At 68.2% G+C, this 13,546-nt stretch carries 17 protein-coding genes; 9 read left to right on the top strand and 8 right to left on the bottom strand.

Annotation, left to right across the window (positions count from 1 at the left end; genetic code table 11):
- Positions 1–471, bottom strand: a complete 471-nt coding sequence (locus C6A86_RS27745) for a thioesterase family protein (protein ID WP_105366042.1) — start codon at positions 469–471, stop codon at positions 1–3.
- Between the two features lie 36 nt (positions 472–507).
- Between C6A86_RS27745 and C6A86_RS27750 the strand changes: the two genes are divergently transcribed.
- From C6A86_RS27750 to C6A86_RS27765, 4 genes are all read left to right on the top strand, one after another.
- Positions 508–993 (top strand): peroxynitrite isomerase, encoded by a 486-nt coding sequence (locus C6A86_RS27750; RefSeq protein ID WP_105366043.1) that lies wholly within the window; start codon positions 508–510, stop codon positions 991–993.
- Positions 990–2,228, top strand: a complete 1,239-nt coding sequence (gene lipE, locus C6A86_RS27755; RefSeq protein ID WP_105366044.1) for a lipase LipE — start codon at positions 990–992, stop codon at positions 2,226–2,228. Before C6A86_RS27750 ends, lipE begins: the two co-directional genes overlap by 4 nt.
- Before the next feature lie 94 nt (positions 2,229–2,322).
- Positions 2,323–2,496 carry a CsbD family protein gene (locus tag C6A86_RS27760; RefSeq protein WP_105366045.1) on the top strand — a complete coding sequence of 58 codons (174 nt, stop codon included), beginning with the start codon at positions 2,323–2,325 and terminating at the stop codon, positions 2,494–2,496.
- 81 nt (positions 2,497–2,577) lie between these two features.
- On the top strand, positions 2,578–2,727 hold the full coding sequence (locus C6A86_RS27765) for a hypothetical protein (protein ID WP_158263336.1): 150 nt from the start codon (positions 2,578–2,580) through the stop codon (positions 2,725–2,727).
- Here the strand turns inward: C6A86_RS27765 and C6A86_RS27770 are convergent.
- The 3 genes from C6A86_RS27770 to C6A86_RS27780 all read right to left on the bottom strand — a co-directional run bounded on the left by C6A86_RS27770 (position 2,724) and on the right by C6A86_RS27780 (position 4,010).
- Positions 2,724–2,915 carry a DUF2795 domain-containing protein gene (locus tag C6A86_RS27770; RefSeq protein ID WP_311100951.1) on the bottom strand — a complete coding sequence of 64 codons (192 nt, stop codon included), beginning with the start codon at positions 2,913–2,915 and terminating at the stop codon, positions 2,724–2,726. The genes C6A86_RS27765 and C6A86_RS27770 overlap by 4 nt on opposite strands.
- Before the next feature lie 91 nt (positions 2,916–3,006).
- The gene (locus C6A86_RS27775) at positions 3,007–3,492 is read right to left on the bottom strand and encodes a DUF1942 domain-containing protein (protein WP_105366047.1); all 486 of its coding nucleotides are present in this window, start codon (positions 3,490–3,492) and stop codon (positions 3,007–3,009) included.
- Positions 3,493–3,584: 92 nt separating this feature from the next.
- On the bottom strand, positions 3,585–4,010 hold the full coding sequence (locus C6A86_RS27780; RefSeq protein WP_233213241.1) for an SRPBCC family protein: 426 nt from the start codon (positions 4,008–4,010) through the stop codon (positions 3,585–3,587).
- A 72-nt stretch (positions 4,011–4,082) separates the two neighbouring features.
- On the opposite strand from C6A86_RS27780, the gene C6A86_RS27785 reads away from it, so the two are divergent.
- The 3 genes from C6A86_RS27785 (at position 4,083) to C6A86_RS27795 (ending at position 8,044) form a co-directional block, all read left to right on the top strand.
- Complete coding sequence (locus C6A86_RS27785; protein ID WP_105366049.1) at positions 4,083–5,276, top strand: acyl-CoA dehydrogenase family protein; 1,194 nt, start codon at positions 4,083–4,085, stop codon at positions 5,274–5,276.
- Positions 5,269–6,453 carry an acyl-CoA dehydrogenase family protein gene (locus C6A86_RS27790; protein WP_199196423.1) on the top strand — a complete coding sequence of 395 codons (1,185 nt, stop codon included), beginning with the start codon at positions 5,269–5,271 and terminating at the stop codon, positions 6,451–6,453. The genes C6A86_RS27785 and C6A86_RS27790 overlap by 8 nt, the downstream gene beginning before the upstream one ends.
- A gap of 94 nt (positions 6,454–6,547) precedes the next feature.
- Positions 6,548–8,044, top strand: a complete 1,497-nt coding sequence (locus C6A86_RS27795; protein WP_105366051.1) for a multicopper oxidase family protein — start codon at positions 6,548–6,550, stop codon at positions 8,042–8,044.
- Here C6A86_RS27795 and C6A86_RS27800 read toward each other — a convergent pair.
- The 3 genes from C6A86_RS27800 to C6A86_RS27810 form a co-directional block, all read right to left on the bottom strand.
- Entirely contained in the window at positions 8,029–8,664 is a 636-nt protein-coding gene (locus tag C6A86_RS27800; RefSeq protein ID WP_311100952.1) for a response regulator transcription factor, read from the bottom strand. The two genes, C6A86_RS27795 and C6A86_RS27800, sit on opposite strands and share 16 nt — an antisense overlap.
- The gene (locus C6A86_RS27805) at positions 8,646–9,668 is read right to left on the bottom strand and encodes a histidine kinase (RefSeq protein ID WP_311100953.1); all 1,023 of its coding nucleotides are present in this window, start codon (positions 9,666–9,668) and stop codon (positions 8,646–8,648) included. The genes C6A86_RS27800 and C6A86_RS27805 overlap by 19 nt, the downstream gene beginning before the upstream one ends.
- 61 nt (positions 9,669–9,729) lie before the next feature.
- Positions 9,730–10,941 carry a CaiB/BaiF CoA-transferase family protein gene (locus C6A86_RS27810; RefSeq protein WP_199196169.1) on the bottom strand — a complete coding sequence of 404 codons (1,212 nt, stop codon included), beginning with the start codon at positions 10,939–10,941 and terminating at the stop codon, positions 9,730–9,732.
- Positions 10,942–11,053: 112 nt separating this feature from the next.
- Here C6A86_RS27810 and C6A86_RS27815 point away from each other — a divergent pair, with 112 nt between their 5' ends.
- Complete coding sequence (locus tag C6A86_RS27815; protein ID WP_105363111.1) at positions 11,054–11,611, top strand: NADPH-dependent FMN reductase; 558 nt, start codon at positions 11,054–11,056, stop codon at positions 11,609–11,611.
- Here the strand turns inward: C6A86_RS27815 and C6A86_RS27820 are convergent.
- A complete protein-coding gene (locus C6A86_RS27820) occupies positions 11,574–12,671 on the bottom strand; it encodes an FAD-dependent oxidoreductase (protein WP_105363099.1) in 1,098 nt (365 codons plus the stop codon). The two genes, C6A86_RS27815 and C6A86_RS27820, sit on opposite strands and share 38 nt — an antisense overlap.
- A 65-nt stretch (positions 12,672–12,736) precedes the next feature.
- On the opposite strand from C6A86_RS27820, the gene C6A86_RS27825 reads away from it, so the two are divergent.
- Positions 12,737–13,546: a thioesterase family protein gene (locus C6A86_RS27825; protein WP_105363100.1), complete on the top strand. Its 810-nt coding sequence runs from the start codon at positions 12,737–12,739 to the stop codon at positions 13,544–13,546.

Here is a 13,546-nt window from a genome sequence, read left to right on the forward strand (position 1 = left end):
CTACGCCCGCAGCAGGTGCGCGCCGAGTAGTTCGCGCGCCTGCTGCGGGATCGGCATCGGGCCGTCATCGCCGAGCATCACCAGGACGGTGTCGCACAAACCGACGCAGTCCTCGCCGACGAACAATGCCGTCGACACCACATACGAGGTCCGGCCCAGCCGTCCGATGCCCAGGCCGGTCTCGATGGTCGACGGCCAGTGCACCTCCGCCAGGAAATGCACCACGTTGTTGGCGGTCACCAGCCGGATCGTGCGGGTCGCCGGGTCGTAGATGCCGGGAAAAATCCGCTCGTTGAACTCCGCACGGGCGTTCTCGTGCATCGACTCCAGCGCCAGATTGTTCACATGCCCGTTGGCGTCCATGTCGCCGTAGCGTGCGAGCGCAACCCCGGTCACCGGGTACAGCGCCTTGGACAGTCGGGTCGGATGCGGGCGCTCCACGGCCGGAACGAGGGCGATTTCAGAGGTCATAACGGCGCCAGTACACCACGAAGTACATTGGCCAGCATGGTCGACCTGCACCCCGCGGTGGCGGTACTCGCTCCCCTGGTCGGCACCTGGACCGGGTCCGGCACCGGCGAATACCCCACCATCGAGACGTTCGGATATTCGGAGACCGTCACCTTCGGCCACATCGGCAAGCCGTTCCTGGCCTACACCCAGCGCACCAAGGCCGTCGATGACGACCGGCCGCTGCACGCCGAGACCGGATACGTCCGGGTCCCCGCACCGGGGCGGGTGGAATGGCTGCTGGCTCACCCCACCGGCATCGTGGAGGTGCTGGAGGGCCCGTTGGACATCGCCGCCGACGGGACCGTGACGATGCAACTCACCTCCAGCATCGGGCGCTCCGCGTCCGCCAAGGAGGTCACCGCGCTGTCGCGCACCCTCACCCTGCGTGGTGACCATCTGAGCTACACGGTGCGGATGGCCGCGGTCGGCCAACCGCTGCAGCACCATCTCGCCGCCGTGCTGCGAAAGGAACAACCGTGACCGACGACCGACGAATCCGGGTTCCCGCCGACCTCGACGCCGTCACCGACCGCGCCGAGGAGGACCATTCCGAGGTCGATTCCGCTGCGGTGGAACGGATCTGGGGCGCGGCTCGGCACTGGTACTCCGCCGGAATGCATCCGGCGATCCAGGTGTGCCTGCGCCGCAACGGCAAGGTGATCCTCGACCGGGCCATCGGTCACGGCTGGGGCAACGGGCCAGGCGATTCCGTTGACGCCGAACAGATTCCGGTCGCCACCAGCACCCCGTTCTGCGTGTACTCGACCGCCAAGGCGATCACCACCACCGTCACCCACATGCTGGTCGAGCGCGGCGAGTTCTCCCTGGAGGACCGGGTGTGCGATTATCTGCCCAACTACACCAGCCACGGCAAGGACCGCACCACCATCCGCCACGTGGTCACCCACAGTGCGGGCATCCCGTTCGCGACCGGCCCCAAACCGGATCTCAAACGGATGGACGACAGCGAGTACGCCCGCGACATGCTGGGCCGGATGAAACCGGTGTACCGGCCCGGCCTGGTGCACATCTACCACGGTGTGACCTGGGGCCCGCTGATGCGCGAGATCATCTCCGCGGCAACCGGGCGCAGCATCCGCGACATCCTCGCCGAGCAGATCCTCGACCCGCTGGGGTTTCGCTGGACGAATTATGGTGTTGCCGCGCAGGATGTTCCGCTGGTGGCCCCGAGCCATGTCACCGGCAAACCGCTACCCGCGCCGATCGCCAAGGCGTTCAAGACCGCGGTCGGCGGCACCCCGCAGCAGATCATCCCTTTCTCGAACACACCGGAGTTCCTCACCGGCGTCGTCCCGTCGTCGAACACCGTATCCAACGCCCACGAGCTGTCCCGATTTGCCGAGATCCTTTGCCGCGGCGGTGAACTCGACGGTGTCCGGGTGCTCTCGCCCGAGACGCTGCAAGCCGCGACCACGCAGGCCCGTCGGCTGCGCCCGGACCTTGCGACCGGACTGGCACCCATGCGTTGGGGTACCGGGTACATGCTCGGGTCCAAGCGGTTCGGCCCGTTCGGCCGCGACGCCGACGGAGCCTTTGGGCACACCGGGCTGACCGATATCGCGATGTGGGCAGACCCGCAGCGTGCTCTCTCGGTGGCGGTGGTCAGCAGCGGTAAACCGAGCGGACATCCGGAGGCCAAGCGCTATCCGGCGCTGCTGAACGCGATCAACGCGGAGATCCCACGCATCACCTGAGCGATGTCCTGTGAGCAGCCTCACGCCGGCTACGGCGTGCGGTTCCGATGTCCGGTCACGACCAATAGACGTCACCCCCAGAAAGGAAATGACAATGGGAATTGTGGACAAGGCCAAGAACGCAGCCGAGGACGCCATCGGTAAGGCCAAGGAGGTCGTCGGAGACGTCACCAACAACGACGAACTCAAGGCCGAAGGCAAGAAGGATCAGGGTGTCTCGGGTGTCAAGAAGGTCGGCGAGAACATCAAGGACAAGTTCACCAACTGACACCAACTGATCTGATGCAGCGGCGGGCCATCCGGCCCGCCGCTGTTGTCAGATCTCCAACGCTGCGTTCGCCGAGTCGAGGTGTGCCACCGTGATGAAGACCAATTCGGTGTCGCCGACGTTCTCGATATCGTGCAGCAGGTACTGACCGGGCTGCAGTTGTCGCGGCCGCGGGATCTGCTGCGGCTCACCTCGGCCCTGACGGTCGCCCAGGTCGCGGCACTGGGCTAGAGGTCCGCCAGCGTCACCGAGGCCATGACCTCCGCGCGGTTGGCATAGGTGTCGGAGGCGATGGCCAACAACGCCCGCGCGATATCGGGGCTGTCGTGGCGGATGGCGGCGTCGACCAGCGAGTCCTTGCTCGCCGGGAACTCGACGTCGACCAGACACGCACGGATGCGCTCATGCGCGGCGGACACGGCCATCATTTCCTCCCGTCGGATCATCTCCGCTCGGGGTTGCCCGTCCAGAGGCATCCGAAAACACGGGAGCGGACCGGTCCATCGGGTCTCAGCCGGACCAGACAAGCCGGCTGCGGCCGTCGTCGTAGCTCACCTCGGTCGGAGCGGGCCCGGTGACGTCGAAATAGATCTTCCCGTCGGATGCCCCGCCCTCCCCCAGTGGCGAGACGCTGAGATCTGGCGCCAACGCCTGCACGAGAACGCGGTAGCTCTGGCCGTCGGAGGTGCGCGCGCTGAAGTACTGCATTGCGGGTACCACCGAGCCCGCGACGGCGTCGACATCGGTGCGCGCCTCCCACAGCACGCCCGCGAGCGGCACATCGCCGATGACCGGCACACTCAACACGTCGATGCCGCTGGGCTGCAGATCGTGAACGGTGTAGCCACCGAGCCCCGCGCCGTCGATATCGGCGGCGCGCAACTGAGTTCCGAATCCGGCAACGGTGGGATCGGCGGATGCGAGTGGGCCGTTGGTTGCCCCCGCTGCGACGACGGCGGCGCAGGCCGCCAACGCCGCGAATTTCCTGGCGTTCATGGCGTTCGTCTCCTGAAAGTCGGTTTTCCGCTTCCTTATAAGGAAATGCCCGCTTCAGAACGCCCGAAAACACATGAATTGGTGGTCGGGTGCTAGCCCGCCGCCCGCGAGGAGGCCCGCACCAGCAGCCGCAGCAGGACCTGCCCGATTCCGGCGAGCGGGACCTTCACCAGCGGGAACGTGGCGGTCGAGCCGATGGTGTATTCGATGTGGGTGCTCGTGCCGGACTCGGTCAGCCGCACTTCGCCGGTGTAGCCGGGGAACGGGGTGCCCGAGAGCGCCTTGTAGCCGAACACGTGTGGCGCGTCGAAGGTCACCACCTCTTCGACGATGTCCGGACCCGGGCCCGGGGTGCTGATCCGGCGGACCGCACCCAACCCGTTCGGATCGGGTGTGCCGGGCTTGCCGAGGGTGACCTTGACACCCGGCCCCCAGCCGGCCATGCCGACGTGGTCGGTCAGGGTGGCCCACACCGTGTCGATCGGGACGTTGACGGTGGCGTTCGCTGTGACGTGCATGAACCACATCCTGCCCCACCGGTTGGTAGACCCGCCTACGTGACGTCGATCACTCTTGCCTAGGGTGGCTGGATGAGCGCGAAAGCCGATGCGGACCGGGTCGCTGACCTGGCCCGGCAGGTCGTGGCAGACCACGACCCGAAGAAGGTCCCGATCCCGGAGTTCCTGACGGCGAGCTATGACGCCGGGCTGTCCTGGGTGCACTTCCCGGAGGGACTCGGCGGATTGGGAGTCTCCCGCGGGCTGCAGGCCGTCGCGGACGGCATCCTGCAGGGCGCCGGCGGTCCGATGCCGCTGGGGCTCAACCCGATGGGATACGGGATGGCCGCGCCGACGGTGCGCGAGCACGCACAGTCCGAGGACCTCAAGAGGTTCTGGCTGCGGCCGCTGGCCAGCACCGAGGACATCTGGTGTCAGCTGTTCTCCGAGCCCGGCGCCGGCTCCGATCTGGCCGGGTTGGCGACCTCCGCCGTCCGCGACGGTGACGACTGGGTCATCAACGGGCAGAAGGTGTGGACCAGCCTGGCGCATCGGGCGCGGTGGGGGCTGCTGCTGGCGCGCACGAATCCCGATGTGGCCAAGCACAAGGGACTGACCTATTTCGTGCTGGACATGCACGCCCCCGGTGTCGAGACACGGCCGCTGCGCCAGCTCACCGGGCAGGCCGAATTCAACGAGGTCTACATCACCGACGCCCGCATCCCCGATGCGCACCGGCTCGGCGATGTCGGCAACGGCTGGGGTGTGGCGATGACGACGCTGATGAACGAGCGCAGTGCGCTCGGCGGTAGCGGCGCCAAGCGCGGCGCGGGCACCATCGCCGAGGCCGTCGGGCTGTGGGCCGCACGGCCGGATCTGCAGACCCCGGTGCTGCGCGACCGGCTCACCCAGCTGTGGCTGCGTTCGGAGGCCCAGCGGCTGACCGCGCAGCGTTCCCGGGCCACCGCCACCGTCGGCGGCCCGGGGCCGGAGGGCTCCATCGGCAAGCTGGTCGGCGCCGAACTCAACCAGCACATCTACACCTGGTGCATGGATCTGCTTGGCGCCGAGGGCATTCTGTACCACGGGTACGGACTCCATGACAGTGACGACGAATCAGATTGGCGGGGTCCCATTCAGCAGCGCTTCCTGCGCAGCAAGGCCAACACCATCGAAGGCGGGACATCGGAAGTGATGCGCAACATCCTGGCCGAACGGATCCTGGGGCTGCCCGGCGATCTGCGGGCCGACGCCGGTATGCCCTGGAAAGAGGTGCCGCGTGGCTGAGAAGTTTACGGATCAGCCCGACAACGTGGCTGAGGGCGAGTTCGTGTTCACCGGCGAGCAGGCCCAACTCCGGGATGCGGTGCGCAAGTTCAGCACCGACAACTTCGGCGAGGCAGAGGCCCGCATCCAGATGGAATCCGAGCCGCGCTTCGACCGGAAAGTCTGGCAGCGGTTGGGATCCGAGCTCGGCGTGCTCGGGCTGTCCGTGCCCGAGGCCGACGGTGGCGTCGGCGGCACGCTGGTCGATCAGGCCATCGCGGTGGAGGAACTCGGCGCGGCGCTGGCAACCGGGCCGCTCTTCGGCACCGTGTTCCTGGCCATCCCGGCGCTGGTCGCCACATCCGCCGGTCCGGACCGTGACGAGCTGCTCGGCGCCCTGGTCGAGGGCACCCGCACCGCGGCCTTCGCGGTCCCGGACCGGGCCGGCGCCTTCGACCCCGCCGCCATCACTGTCACCGGAACCGAGCGGCTGACCGGACGGGTTGAACGCGTCGTCGACGCCGATGCCGCCGACGAACTCCTGGTTGCCGCAACGGGTCCCGGGGGCGTGGCGCTCTATGCCGTCGACGCGAACGGCCCCGGTGTGCAGCGCACCCAGCTGGTCACCCTCGACCTGACCCGGCCGCAGGCGACCATCGAGCTGTCCGATGCGCCGGCCCGGCTGCTGGCCGGACCGGATGAGGCCGACCGGGTGATCACCCACGCGCTGCAGGTCGGTTCGGCGCTGCTGGCGGCCGAACAGATCGGTGCCGCAGCGCATCTGCTGAACCTCTCGGTCGAGTACGCGAAGTCCCGGCTGCAGTTCGGCCGTCCGATCGGGTCCTTCCAGGCCGTCAAGCACCGGCTGGCCGAGGGCATGGTGGATCTGGAACATGCCCGCTCGGCCACCTATCACGCGGTGTGGGCGCTCAGCGACGGCTCCGACGACCCGGCCCTGTCGGCCGCCATCGCGCAGGCCTTGGCGTCGGCGGCGTTCTCCCGCATCGCCACCGACACCATCCAGGTGCACGGCGGGATCGGCTTCACCTGGGAGCACCAGGCGCACCTGTACTTCAAGCGGGCCACCACCGATGCGGCGCTGCTGGGCAGTGCCGAAGCGCACCGCAACCGAGTGGCCGAGCTGGTCCTGGACACCGCGCCGGCGGACCGGGCGCCACGGGTGGCGACCGGCGTGTAGCAGACACCACGCGGGTCGCACAAGGGCCGGCGGGGCGGGATTCTCGGGCCTGCGGGCCGATTCCTGCCGTCGCCGCGCGCCGAAGACTCGATGTGTGCCCCTCTTGTCCCGCCGACAGCTCCTCGTCGGCCTCACCGCAACCCCGCTGGCCTTGACTCTGGCCTGCTCGGGCCCCCAGCCCGAGCGCCGTGCGCAGGCACTGACCCGTCCGCTGCCGATCCCGCCACTCGCCGACTCGACCGTCGGCCCCGATGGCACTCGCGTCTTCAGGCTGCGGGCGATGGCCGGCGAGACCGACATGCTGCCCGGGGTGCGCACCGCCACCTGGGGATTCAACGGCTCGATTCTGGGGCCGACGCTGCGCGCCCGACGCGGTGAATCGGTGGCGGTCCAGGTCGAGAATGCGCTGACCGAGCCGACCACCGTGCACTGGCACGGTATGCACGTACCGGCCCAGTGCGATGGCGGTCCGCACCAGACGGTGCCGGCCGGCGGGCGATGGGAGCCCCGCTGGCAGGTGCGCCAGCCCGCGGCCACGCTCTGGTATCACCCGCATCCGCACGGCGTCACCGAGAAGCACATCTACCGGGGACTGGCCGGCATGTTCCTCATCGACGATGACGCCGACGGCACTGTGGGTCTTCCGCGCGACTACGGCGTCGACGACATCCCGCTGATCATCCAGGACCGCCGGTTCACGCCCGCCGGTGCCCTCGATGAATCCGATCCGACGGACATCGGCCTGCTCGGCGACACCATCGTCACCAACGGTATTGCCGGAGCACATCTCACGGTGCGCACCGAGCAGGTCCGGCTGCGCATTCTCAATGGTTCCGGTGGCCGGTTGTACAACCTGGGTTTCTCCGACGGCCGGGCCTTTCACATCGTCGCCGGCGACGGCGGACTGCTCACCGCCCCCGTTCCGGTGACCCGGGTGCAGCTGAGTCCGGGCGAGCGGGCCGAGATCATCGTCGACTGCTCGACTGGCAACTCCGCTGTGCTGCAATCATTCCCGATCGATGGCCGGGCCGGACTGGACGCCGAGGAGGCCGCACGCTTCGGCGTCGGTGACTCGTTCACCATACTGCGGCTGCAACCGGAGCCCACCCTGCGCCCGAGCGCCGCGCTCCCCGCAGCGCTCGCCGCATTGCCGGCGCTGCCGGATCCGGCGCGCTCGGTGCACCGCGAGTTCGAACTGCAGTGGTTCATGATCAACCGGAACCGGATGGACATGAACCGCATCGACTTCCAGGCGACCGTGGACACCGACGAGATCTGGACGGTGCGCAACGTGGACAACTGGCCGCACAATTTCCACGTGCACGACACCCAGTTCCGGGTCATCGACATCGACGGCATGCCACCACCGCCGCAGCTGGCAGGTTACAAGGACACGGTGTATACCCCACCGGGGCAACGGATACGGCTTGCGGTCCGCTTCTCCGACTACACCGATCCCACCTTCCCATACATGTATCACTGCCATCTGGCCCTGCATGAGGACCAGGGCATGATGGGTCAGTTCCTGGTGCTCGATCCCGGGCAGCAGGCCGAGCCGATGGCCATGGACATGCCTCACGCCATGCGTTGATATCCGAACACCGCGAGTTGCACCCTGTTTTGCGCACCGAGCTTGTCCATCAGGTTCGCCACGTGCGTCTTGACGGTCGTGACTCCGAGATGCAGCCGATCGGCGATCTCCTGATTGGACAGTCCCTCGATGACCAGGGGCAGCACATCTTCTTCACGTGCGGTCAGCGGTACCGCGGTGGGGCCATCGGGCACGCGCGCGTCGACCGCACGGGATACCAACCGCTGCAAAAGATGCGGTGACAGCACGAAGTCACCGGCGGCCACCCGATGCACCGCGGCAATCAGTTCGGCGGGGTTGGTGTCCTTGACCAGGAAGCCCGCAGCCCCGGCGGCCAGCGCGGGATACAGATGGTCGTCGTCGTCAAAGGTGGTGAGCACCAGTATCTTTGCCTCAGGACGTCCGGAGAGCACCTGTCCGATGGCGGTGATACCGTCGACCCCTGGCATCCGGAGATCCATCAGGATCACATCCGGCGTCAGCTCGGCGGCCAACCGCACCGCCTGCGCACCGTCGGCGGCCTCACCGACCACGTGCACACCGTCCGTCGATTCGCACAGCATGCGCAGTCCGGCCCGGACCAGGCGTTGGTCATCGGCGATCAGGACGCGGGTAGCCATGCCCGTACTTTCCATCCCTGCTCGCTGCGGCCGGCGGCGAACGTGCCGCCGCAGAGCTCCATCCGCTCCGACATGCCGATGATGCCCAGGCCACCCTGCTGCTCGTCGACCCCGACACTGTCGACGCCGATCTCCACACCGCCATCGCGTCGCGCGATGGACAGCTGCACAGGACCTTCCGGATCGGCATGTTTCATCACGTTGGTGAGCGCCTCCTGCGTCACCCGCAGCACGGTCAACCGCGCCATCGCGTCCAGCCCGGTGATCGTCGCGTCGATATCCGCTTCGACGGTGAAACCCGCTGCGCGGGTGCGGTGCACGGCGGCATCGATCTCGCCCCACAGCGCCTCGGGTTCCACCATGGCCACCTCGTGCAGGGCCGGGTCACGCAGGGCAGCCTGCCAGCGCCGGATATCGGCCAGTGCGTCGGCCGCGGTGCGGTGCACGTCGTCGAGCACCTCGGCGACCCGCGGATCCTCCTTGCCGATCACATGTTCGGCGACACCGGTGCGCAGCGCGATGGAGGCCATGTGGTGGGCAACGAGATCGTGCAGCTCACGCGCCATGGCGCCCCGCTCGGCGGCGCGAACCTCCGATTCCGCGAGTGCCCGGAACCGTCGCTGACCGCGCAGGTACAAGCCGAGCAGCAGCGGCAGCCCGAACGCCGCCACCACGGTGGTGATATCGGCGGCGCTCCACCGCGCGGCGTGATCGTCGAGTTGCACCCCGGCTACCAGGGCGAGCAGCCAGCCGGTGGCGGCGATGCCGATGACCGGGTCCCGGTCGGTGCGTGCCGCAAGTTCGGCCAGCGCGAGCGCACCGATATAGGGCACCAGACCGGACAGCCCCCATGCCTGGGCGGCGAACATCGGCACCGCGAGTGCAGACAGCGCGAGCGACACCGGAAACGGCCACCGGCCGCCGGCCAGGAAGACCACGGCCGCCGTGCAGGCCAGTACCCAGTAGCCGGCCGATACCCGGAATTCGCCGGGAAACGTACTCACCGCTAGGAGCACCGGCGTCAACAGCAGCGGCGCGCTCCGGAGCAGGAGGGAGTGCACATGGTCAGGCTATCGCGCCGGCATCCTTGAGCTCCTCGATGCGATCCCAATCCAGGCCGATCTCCATCAGCACCAGCTCGGTGTGTTCGGAGGCCTGCGGCGCGCGGGTGGTCTGTAGCGGTTCGTGGTTGAACTGCACCGGGCCGCGCACCACCTTGAACGGTGTGCCGTCGGCGCCTTCGACCTCGGTGACCATGTCATTGGCCAGCGCCTGCTCGTCGCTGCCCAGGTCCACCAGGCTCTGGAACGGTGCCCACTGGCCTCTCATCGTCTTGAGGTGCGTGCGCCAGTAGTCGAACGGTCGGCTGCGGATCGCTGCGGTGATCAGTTCGACGGCGGCCGCGGCATTTTCGATCAGCGGCAGCACATCGGAGAAACGCGGATCATCGGCCAACTCGGGCAGCCCGAGATGCTCGAAGGCGTCACGGATATAGCCGGTCGGGCTGACGATGCACAGGTTGATGGTGCCACCGTCGGAGGTCAGGTAGTTGCCCAGGAAAGGGTTCACCGTGGGGCCAACCGAATTCGGCATCACCGAGCGCATGGTCTCCCCGGTCTCCATGCCCTGGGTGACGCTCGCGCCTGCCGCCCACCACGCCGTGCTCAGCAGGGACACGTCGATCTCGGAGGTCTCGCCGGTGCGCTCGCGGTGGAACAGTGCCGCGGAGATACCGCCGGCGATGTTCATCCCGCCGATCGAGTCACCGAAGGCCGGGATGCCCTGCGACAGTGCACCGCCGAGCTCTTCGGGGGTCAGTGCGTGCCCGACACCGCTGCGGGTCCAGAACGCGGTGCCATCGAAGCCGCCGGTGTCGCGTTCGGCGCCCTTGTCGCCGTAGGCGCTGCCGCGGGCGTAGATGATGTTCGGGTTGACCGCCCGGATGTGCTCGATATCGAACTTGTTCTTCTGCCGCTGGGCGGGCAGGTAGTTGGTGAGGAAGACGTCGGCGGTCTTGGCGATCTCGTAGAGCACCTCCTGGCCGCCCGGGGTGGAGACGTCGATGCCGACGCTGCGCTTGCCACGGTTGGGATGCTCGATCAAGGGATGCCTGTTGGGGTCGAGCGCGAAACCGCCCATGTTGATGAACCCGCGCTGGGTGTCACCACGCACCGGGTGCTCGACCTTGATGACATCGGCGCCCCAGTCGGCGAGGATTGCGCCGGCGGCGGGGACGAAGGTGAACTGTGCGACCTCCAGGACGCGAACGCCCTCCATGACCTTGCTCATACCGCCGACCGTACCGTAATTGCGACGGTATATACCGTTGTGATTCGGGAAGACTTGAGCCGTTGGCAGGCGATGCACCTACCGAAGGGAGCAAGTGAACATGACCATCGGCATCATCATCGGATCGATACGGGAGGGCCGCGCCGGCGCCTCCGTCGCGCAGTGGGTCGCCGAACGGGCGGCACGCCGGGACGCCACCGAATTCGAGGTCATCGACCTCAAGGAGTTCGATGTCCCGCTGCTGACCGCGCCGGTGCCGCCCGCCGCGGCGAACCGTGAGTACGACTCGGAGAACGTACGACGGTGGAGCCAGGCGATCGATGCCTGCGAGGGATTCGTCTTCGTCACCCCCGAGTACAACCACGGCGTGCCCGGTGCGCTGAAGAATGCGGTCGACAGCCTGGGACCCGAATGGACCGGCAAGGCGGTCGGGTTCGTGTCCTACGGGGCGGACGGCGGTGTGCGCGCCGTGGAGCAGTGGCGCCAGATCGTGGCGAACTTTCAGATGTTGGATGTCCGGGCCCAGGTCGCGCTGTCCCTGTTCCAGGAGTTCGGCGCGGACGGATTCACCCCGCAGGAGCGCCGCGCCGGTGAACTCGACACGCTGCTGGATCAGTTGATCAGTCTGACCGCACGCCTCGGTATATCCCCCGCTTGACGATCCACGGCTGCAGCACGTTGCGCACCGACCAGGCCGGGAACCGGATCGCCTGACCGGACGGGGCGAAGACCTCCAGGCCGTCGGCCTGGGCGCCGAGCACCGATCCCCAGCGGGCCTTCGGCGGCGTGTAGGCACGCAGCGGCTTCCCCGCGGCGTGGGCGGCGATATTGCGGGCGAGCAGACCGTCGGCGCGGCTGCGTGCCGACGCGCGCAGCGGATCGGTGGCCGCGACATCGCCTATCGCGAAGACCTCCGGGTGGCCGGGTACCTGCAATTGCGGTGTGACGCGGACGAATCCGCCGTCGTCGAGCAGGTCGGCGGGCAGCCAGCCGGTGTTCGGGCTGACCCGACCGATCGCCCACAGCACCGCATCGGCGGTGACCGCGGGCTGCCCGGTGCTCCAGTGCACCGGTTCGCCGGTGATCTCGTCATGATGCTCGGGGATGACGGCACGGTGCCCCGGATTGAGCGCCACTCCGGAGGCGGTGAGCCGTGATTCGATCCGCTGCCACACGCGGCGATGATGCTGTGGCAGCGCATGTTCGCCGGGGTAATACAGACCGATCGCGGCGCCGGGCAGCGCGACCGCCAGGTTGGCCGCGGCGCTCACCGCCGCGGCGCCGCCCCCGATCACCGCGATGGAGTTCGCTCCGGCCAGCCGCCGGTGCACCTCCTGCAGGTCCGCGTCGATCTCGTCGGCGGACTGCAGGTGCGGCCGGCGCCAGAATCCGTTCGTGACACCGGTGGAGATGACCAGGATGTCGTAGGGCACCTGCTCGGGGGTGCCGGCACGGTCGACGCCGACGGTCCGGGCGGCCAGATCGAGCCCGGTCAGGGTGCCGTGCACGGTGCGCACCCGGTCCAGTCCGCGGAACCGGTCGAATCCGGTCCAGTAGTCGCGCGCCCATTCGTGCGGGCGGGCCACCCGCACCCCGAGTTCCTGCCCGCTGAGCAGGCCGGGTTTGGCGGAGATACCAGTGACCTCGAAGCGCTTGGCCAGCTTGAGCGCGGTCAGGACTCCGGTGTCGCCGAGCCCGGCGATGACAACACGCTGCACCCCGACACGGTAACCGGCGGTAACTCGTTCGGTTGCGCTTTCGATAGCTGAGCTAACCTCAGGCGATGAAGGGCGCCTATTACGAATTGCTCGACGCCGACGACCCGCTCGGCGAGCGGTTCGAGGCCTCCGCCCATGTCGTCAGCACCTGGTCGCCCGATATGCAGGGCGCCGCGCCGGTCTCGGCGCTACTGGCCCGCGCCCTGGCGCGTTGCAATCCGCGCCCGGACACCCGGCTCAGCCGGGTGGTGGTCGACCTGCTCGGGCCGGTCCCGGTGACCGGTCCGCTGTGGATGCGCGCCGAACGCCGCCGGGCGGGCACCAAGATCGAACTGCTCAGCGCGGAGATGCTCGCGACGGGGCCCGACGGCTCGCCGCGCCCGGTGGCCGAGGCCCGCGCCTGGCGGTTCCAGGAACACGACACCACCGAACTGGTGTTCACGCCGGATCCGCCGCTGCGGCCCCGCGCCGAGGCGACGCCACGAAGTGGCAACCCGGACCTGGGCCCGACCTTCATCGACACGCTGGACTGGCATTGGCTCAACGACGTGCTCCACAGCGTGCCCGCCGAATGCTGGGTGCGTTCGAAGGTCGACCTGGTCAAGGGAGAGGCGGCCACGCCTCTGGAGCGGCTGTTCTGCATCGCCGACATCGCCAATGGCATGGGTTCGCGGATGGACGTCCGCCAGTGGACGTTCCTCAACACCGACCTCACCGTGCATCTGCACCGACTGCCGGTGGGTGACTGGTTCGGCATCCGCGCCCAGACCAGCTATGGCCCCGACGGTGTCGGCACCTCGGTGGGCACGCTGTTCGACGAGACCGGGCCGATCGCCGCCATCCAACAGGCCCAACTGGTACGCCGCCGTCCGTAG

It is taken from the genome of Mycobacterium sp. ITM-2016-00316 (assembly GCF_002968335.2).
GTDB lineage: Bacteria > Actinomycetota > Actinomycetes > Mycobacteriales > Mycobacteriaceae > Mycobacterium.

Coding starts and splice junctions, on each gene's coding strand:
- C6A86_RS27825 (WP_105363100.1), top strand. CDS start 12,737: ATGAAGGGCGCCTATTACGAATTGCTCGACGCCGACGACCCGCTCGGC.
- C6A86_RS27815 (WP_105363111.1), top strand. CDS start 11,054: ATGACCATCGGCATCATCATCGGATCGATACGGGAGGGCCGCGCCGGC.
- C6A86_RS27750 (WP_105366043.1), top strand. CDS start 508: ATGGTCGACCTGCACCCCGCGGTGGCGGTACTCGCTCCCCTGGTCGGC.
- C6A86_RS27810 (WP_199196169.1), bottom strand. CDS start 10,941: ATGGAGGGCGTTCGCGTCCTGGAGGTCGCACAGTTCACCTTCGTCCCC.
- C6A86_RS27760 (WP_105366045.1), top strand. CDS start 2,323: ATGGGAATTGTGGACAAGGCCAAGAACGCAGCCGAGGACGCCATCGGT.
- C6A86_RS27745 (WP_105366042.1), bottom strand. CDS start 471: ATGACCTCTGAAATCGCCCTCGTTCCGGCCGTGGAGCGCCCGCATCCG.
- C6A86_RS27775 (WP_105366047.1), bottom strand. CDS start 3,492: ATGAACGCCAGGAAATTCGCGGCGTTGGCGGCCTGCGCCGCCGTCGTC.
- C6A86_RS27800 (WP_311100952.1), bottom strand. CDS start 8,664: ATGGCTACCCGCGTCCTGATCGCCGATGACCAACGCCTGGTCCGGGCC.
- C6A86_RS27785 (WP_105366049.1), top strand. CDS start 4,083: ATGAGCGCGAAAGCCGATGCGGACCGGGTCGCTGACCTGGCCCGGCAG.
- C6A86_RS27780 (WP_233213241.1), bottom strand. CDS start 4,010: ATGCACGTCACAGCGAACGCCACCGTCAACGTCCCGATCGACACGGTG.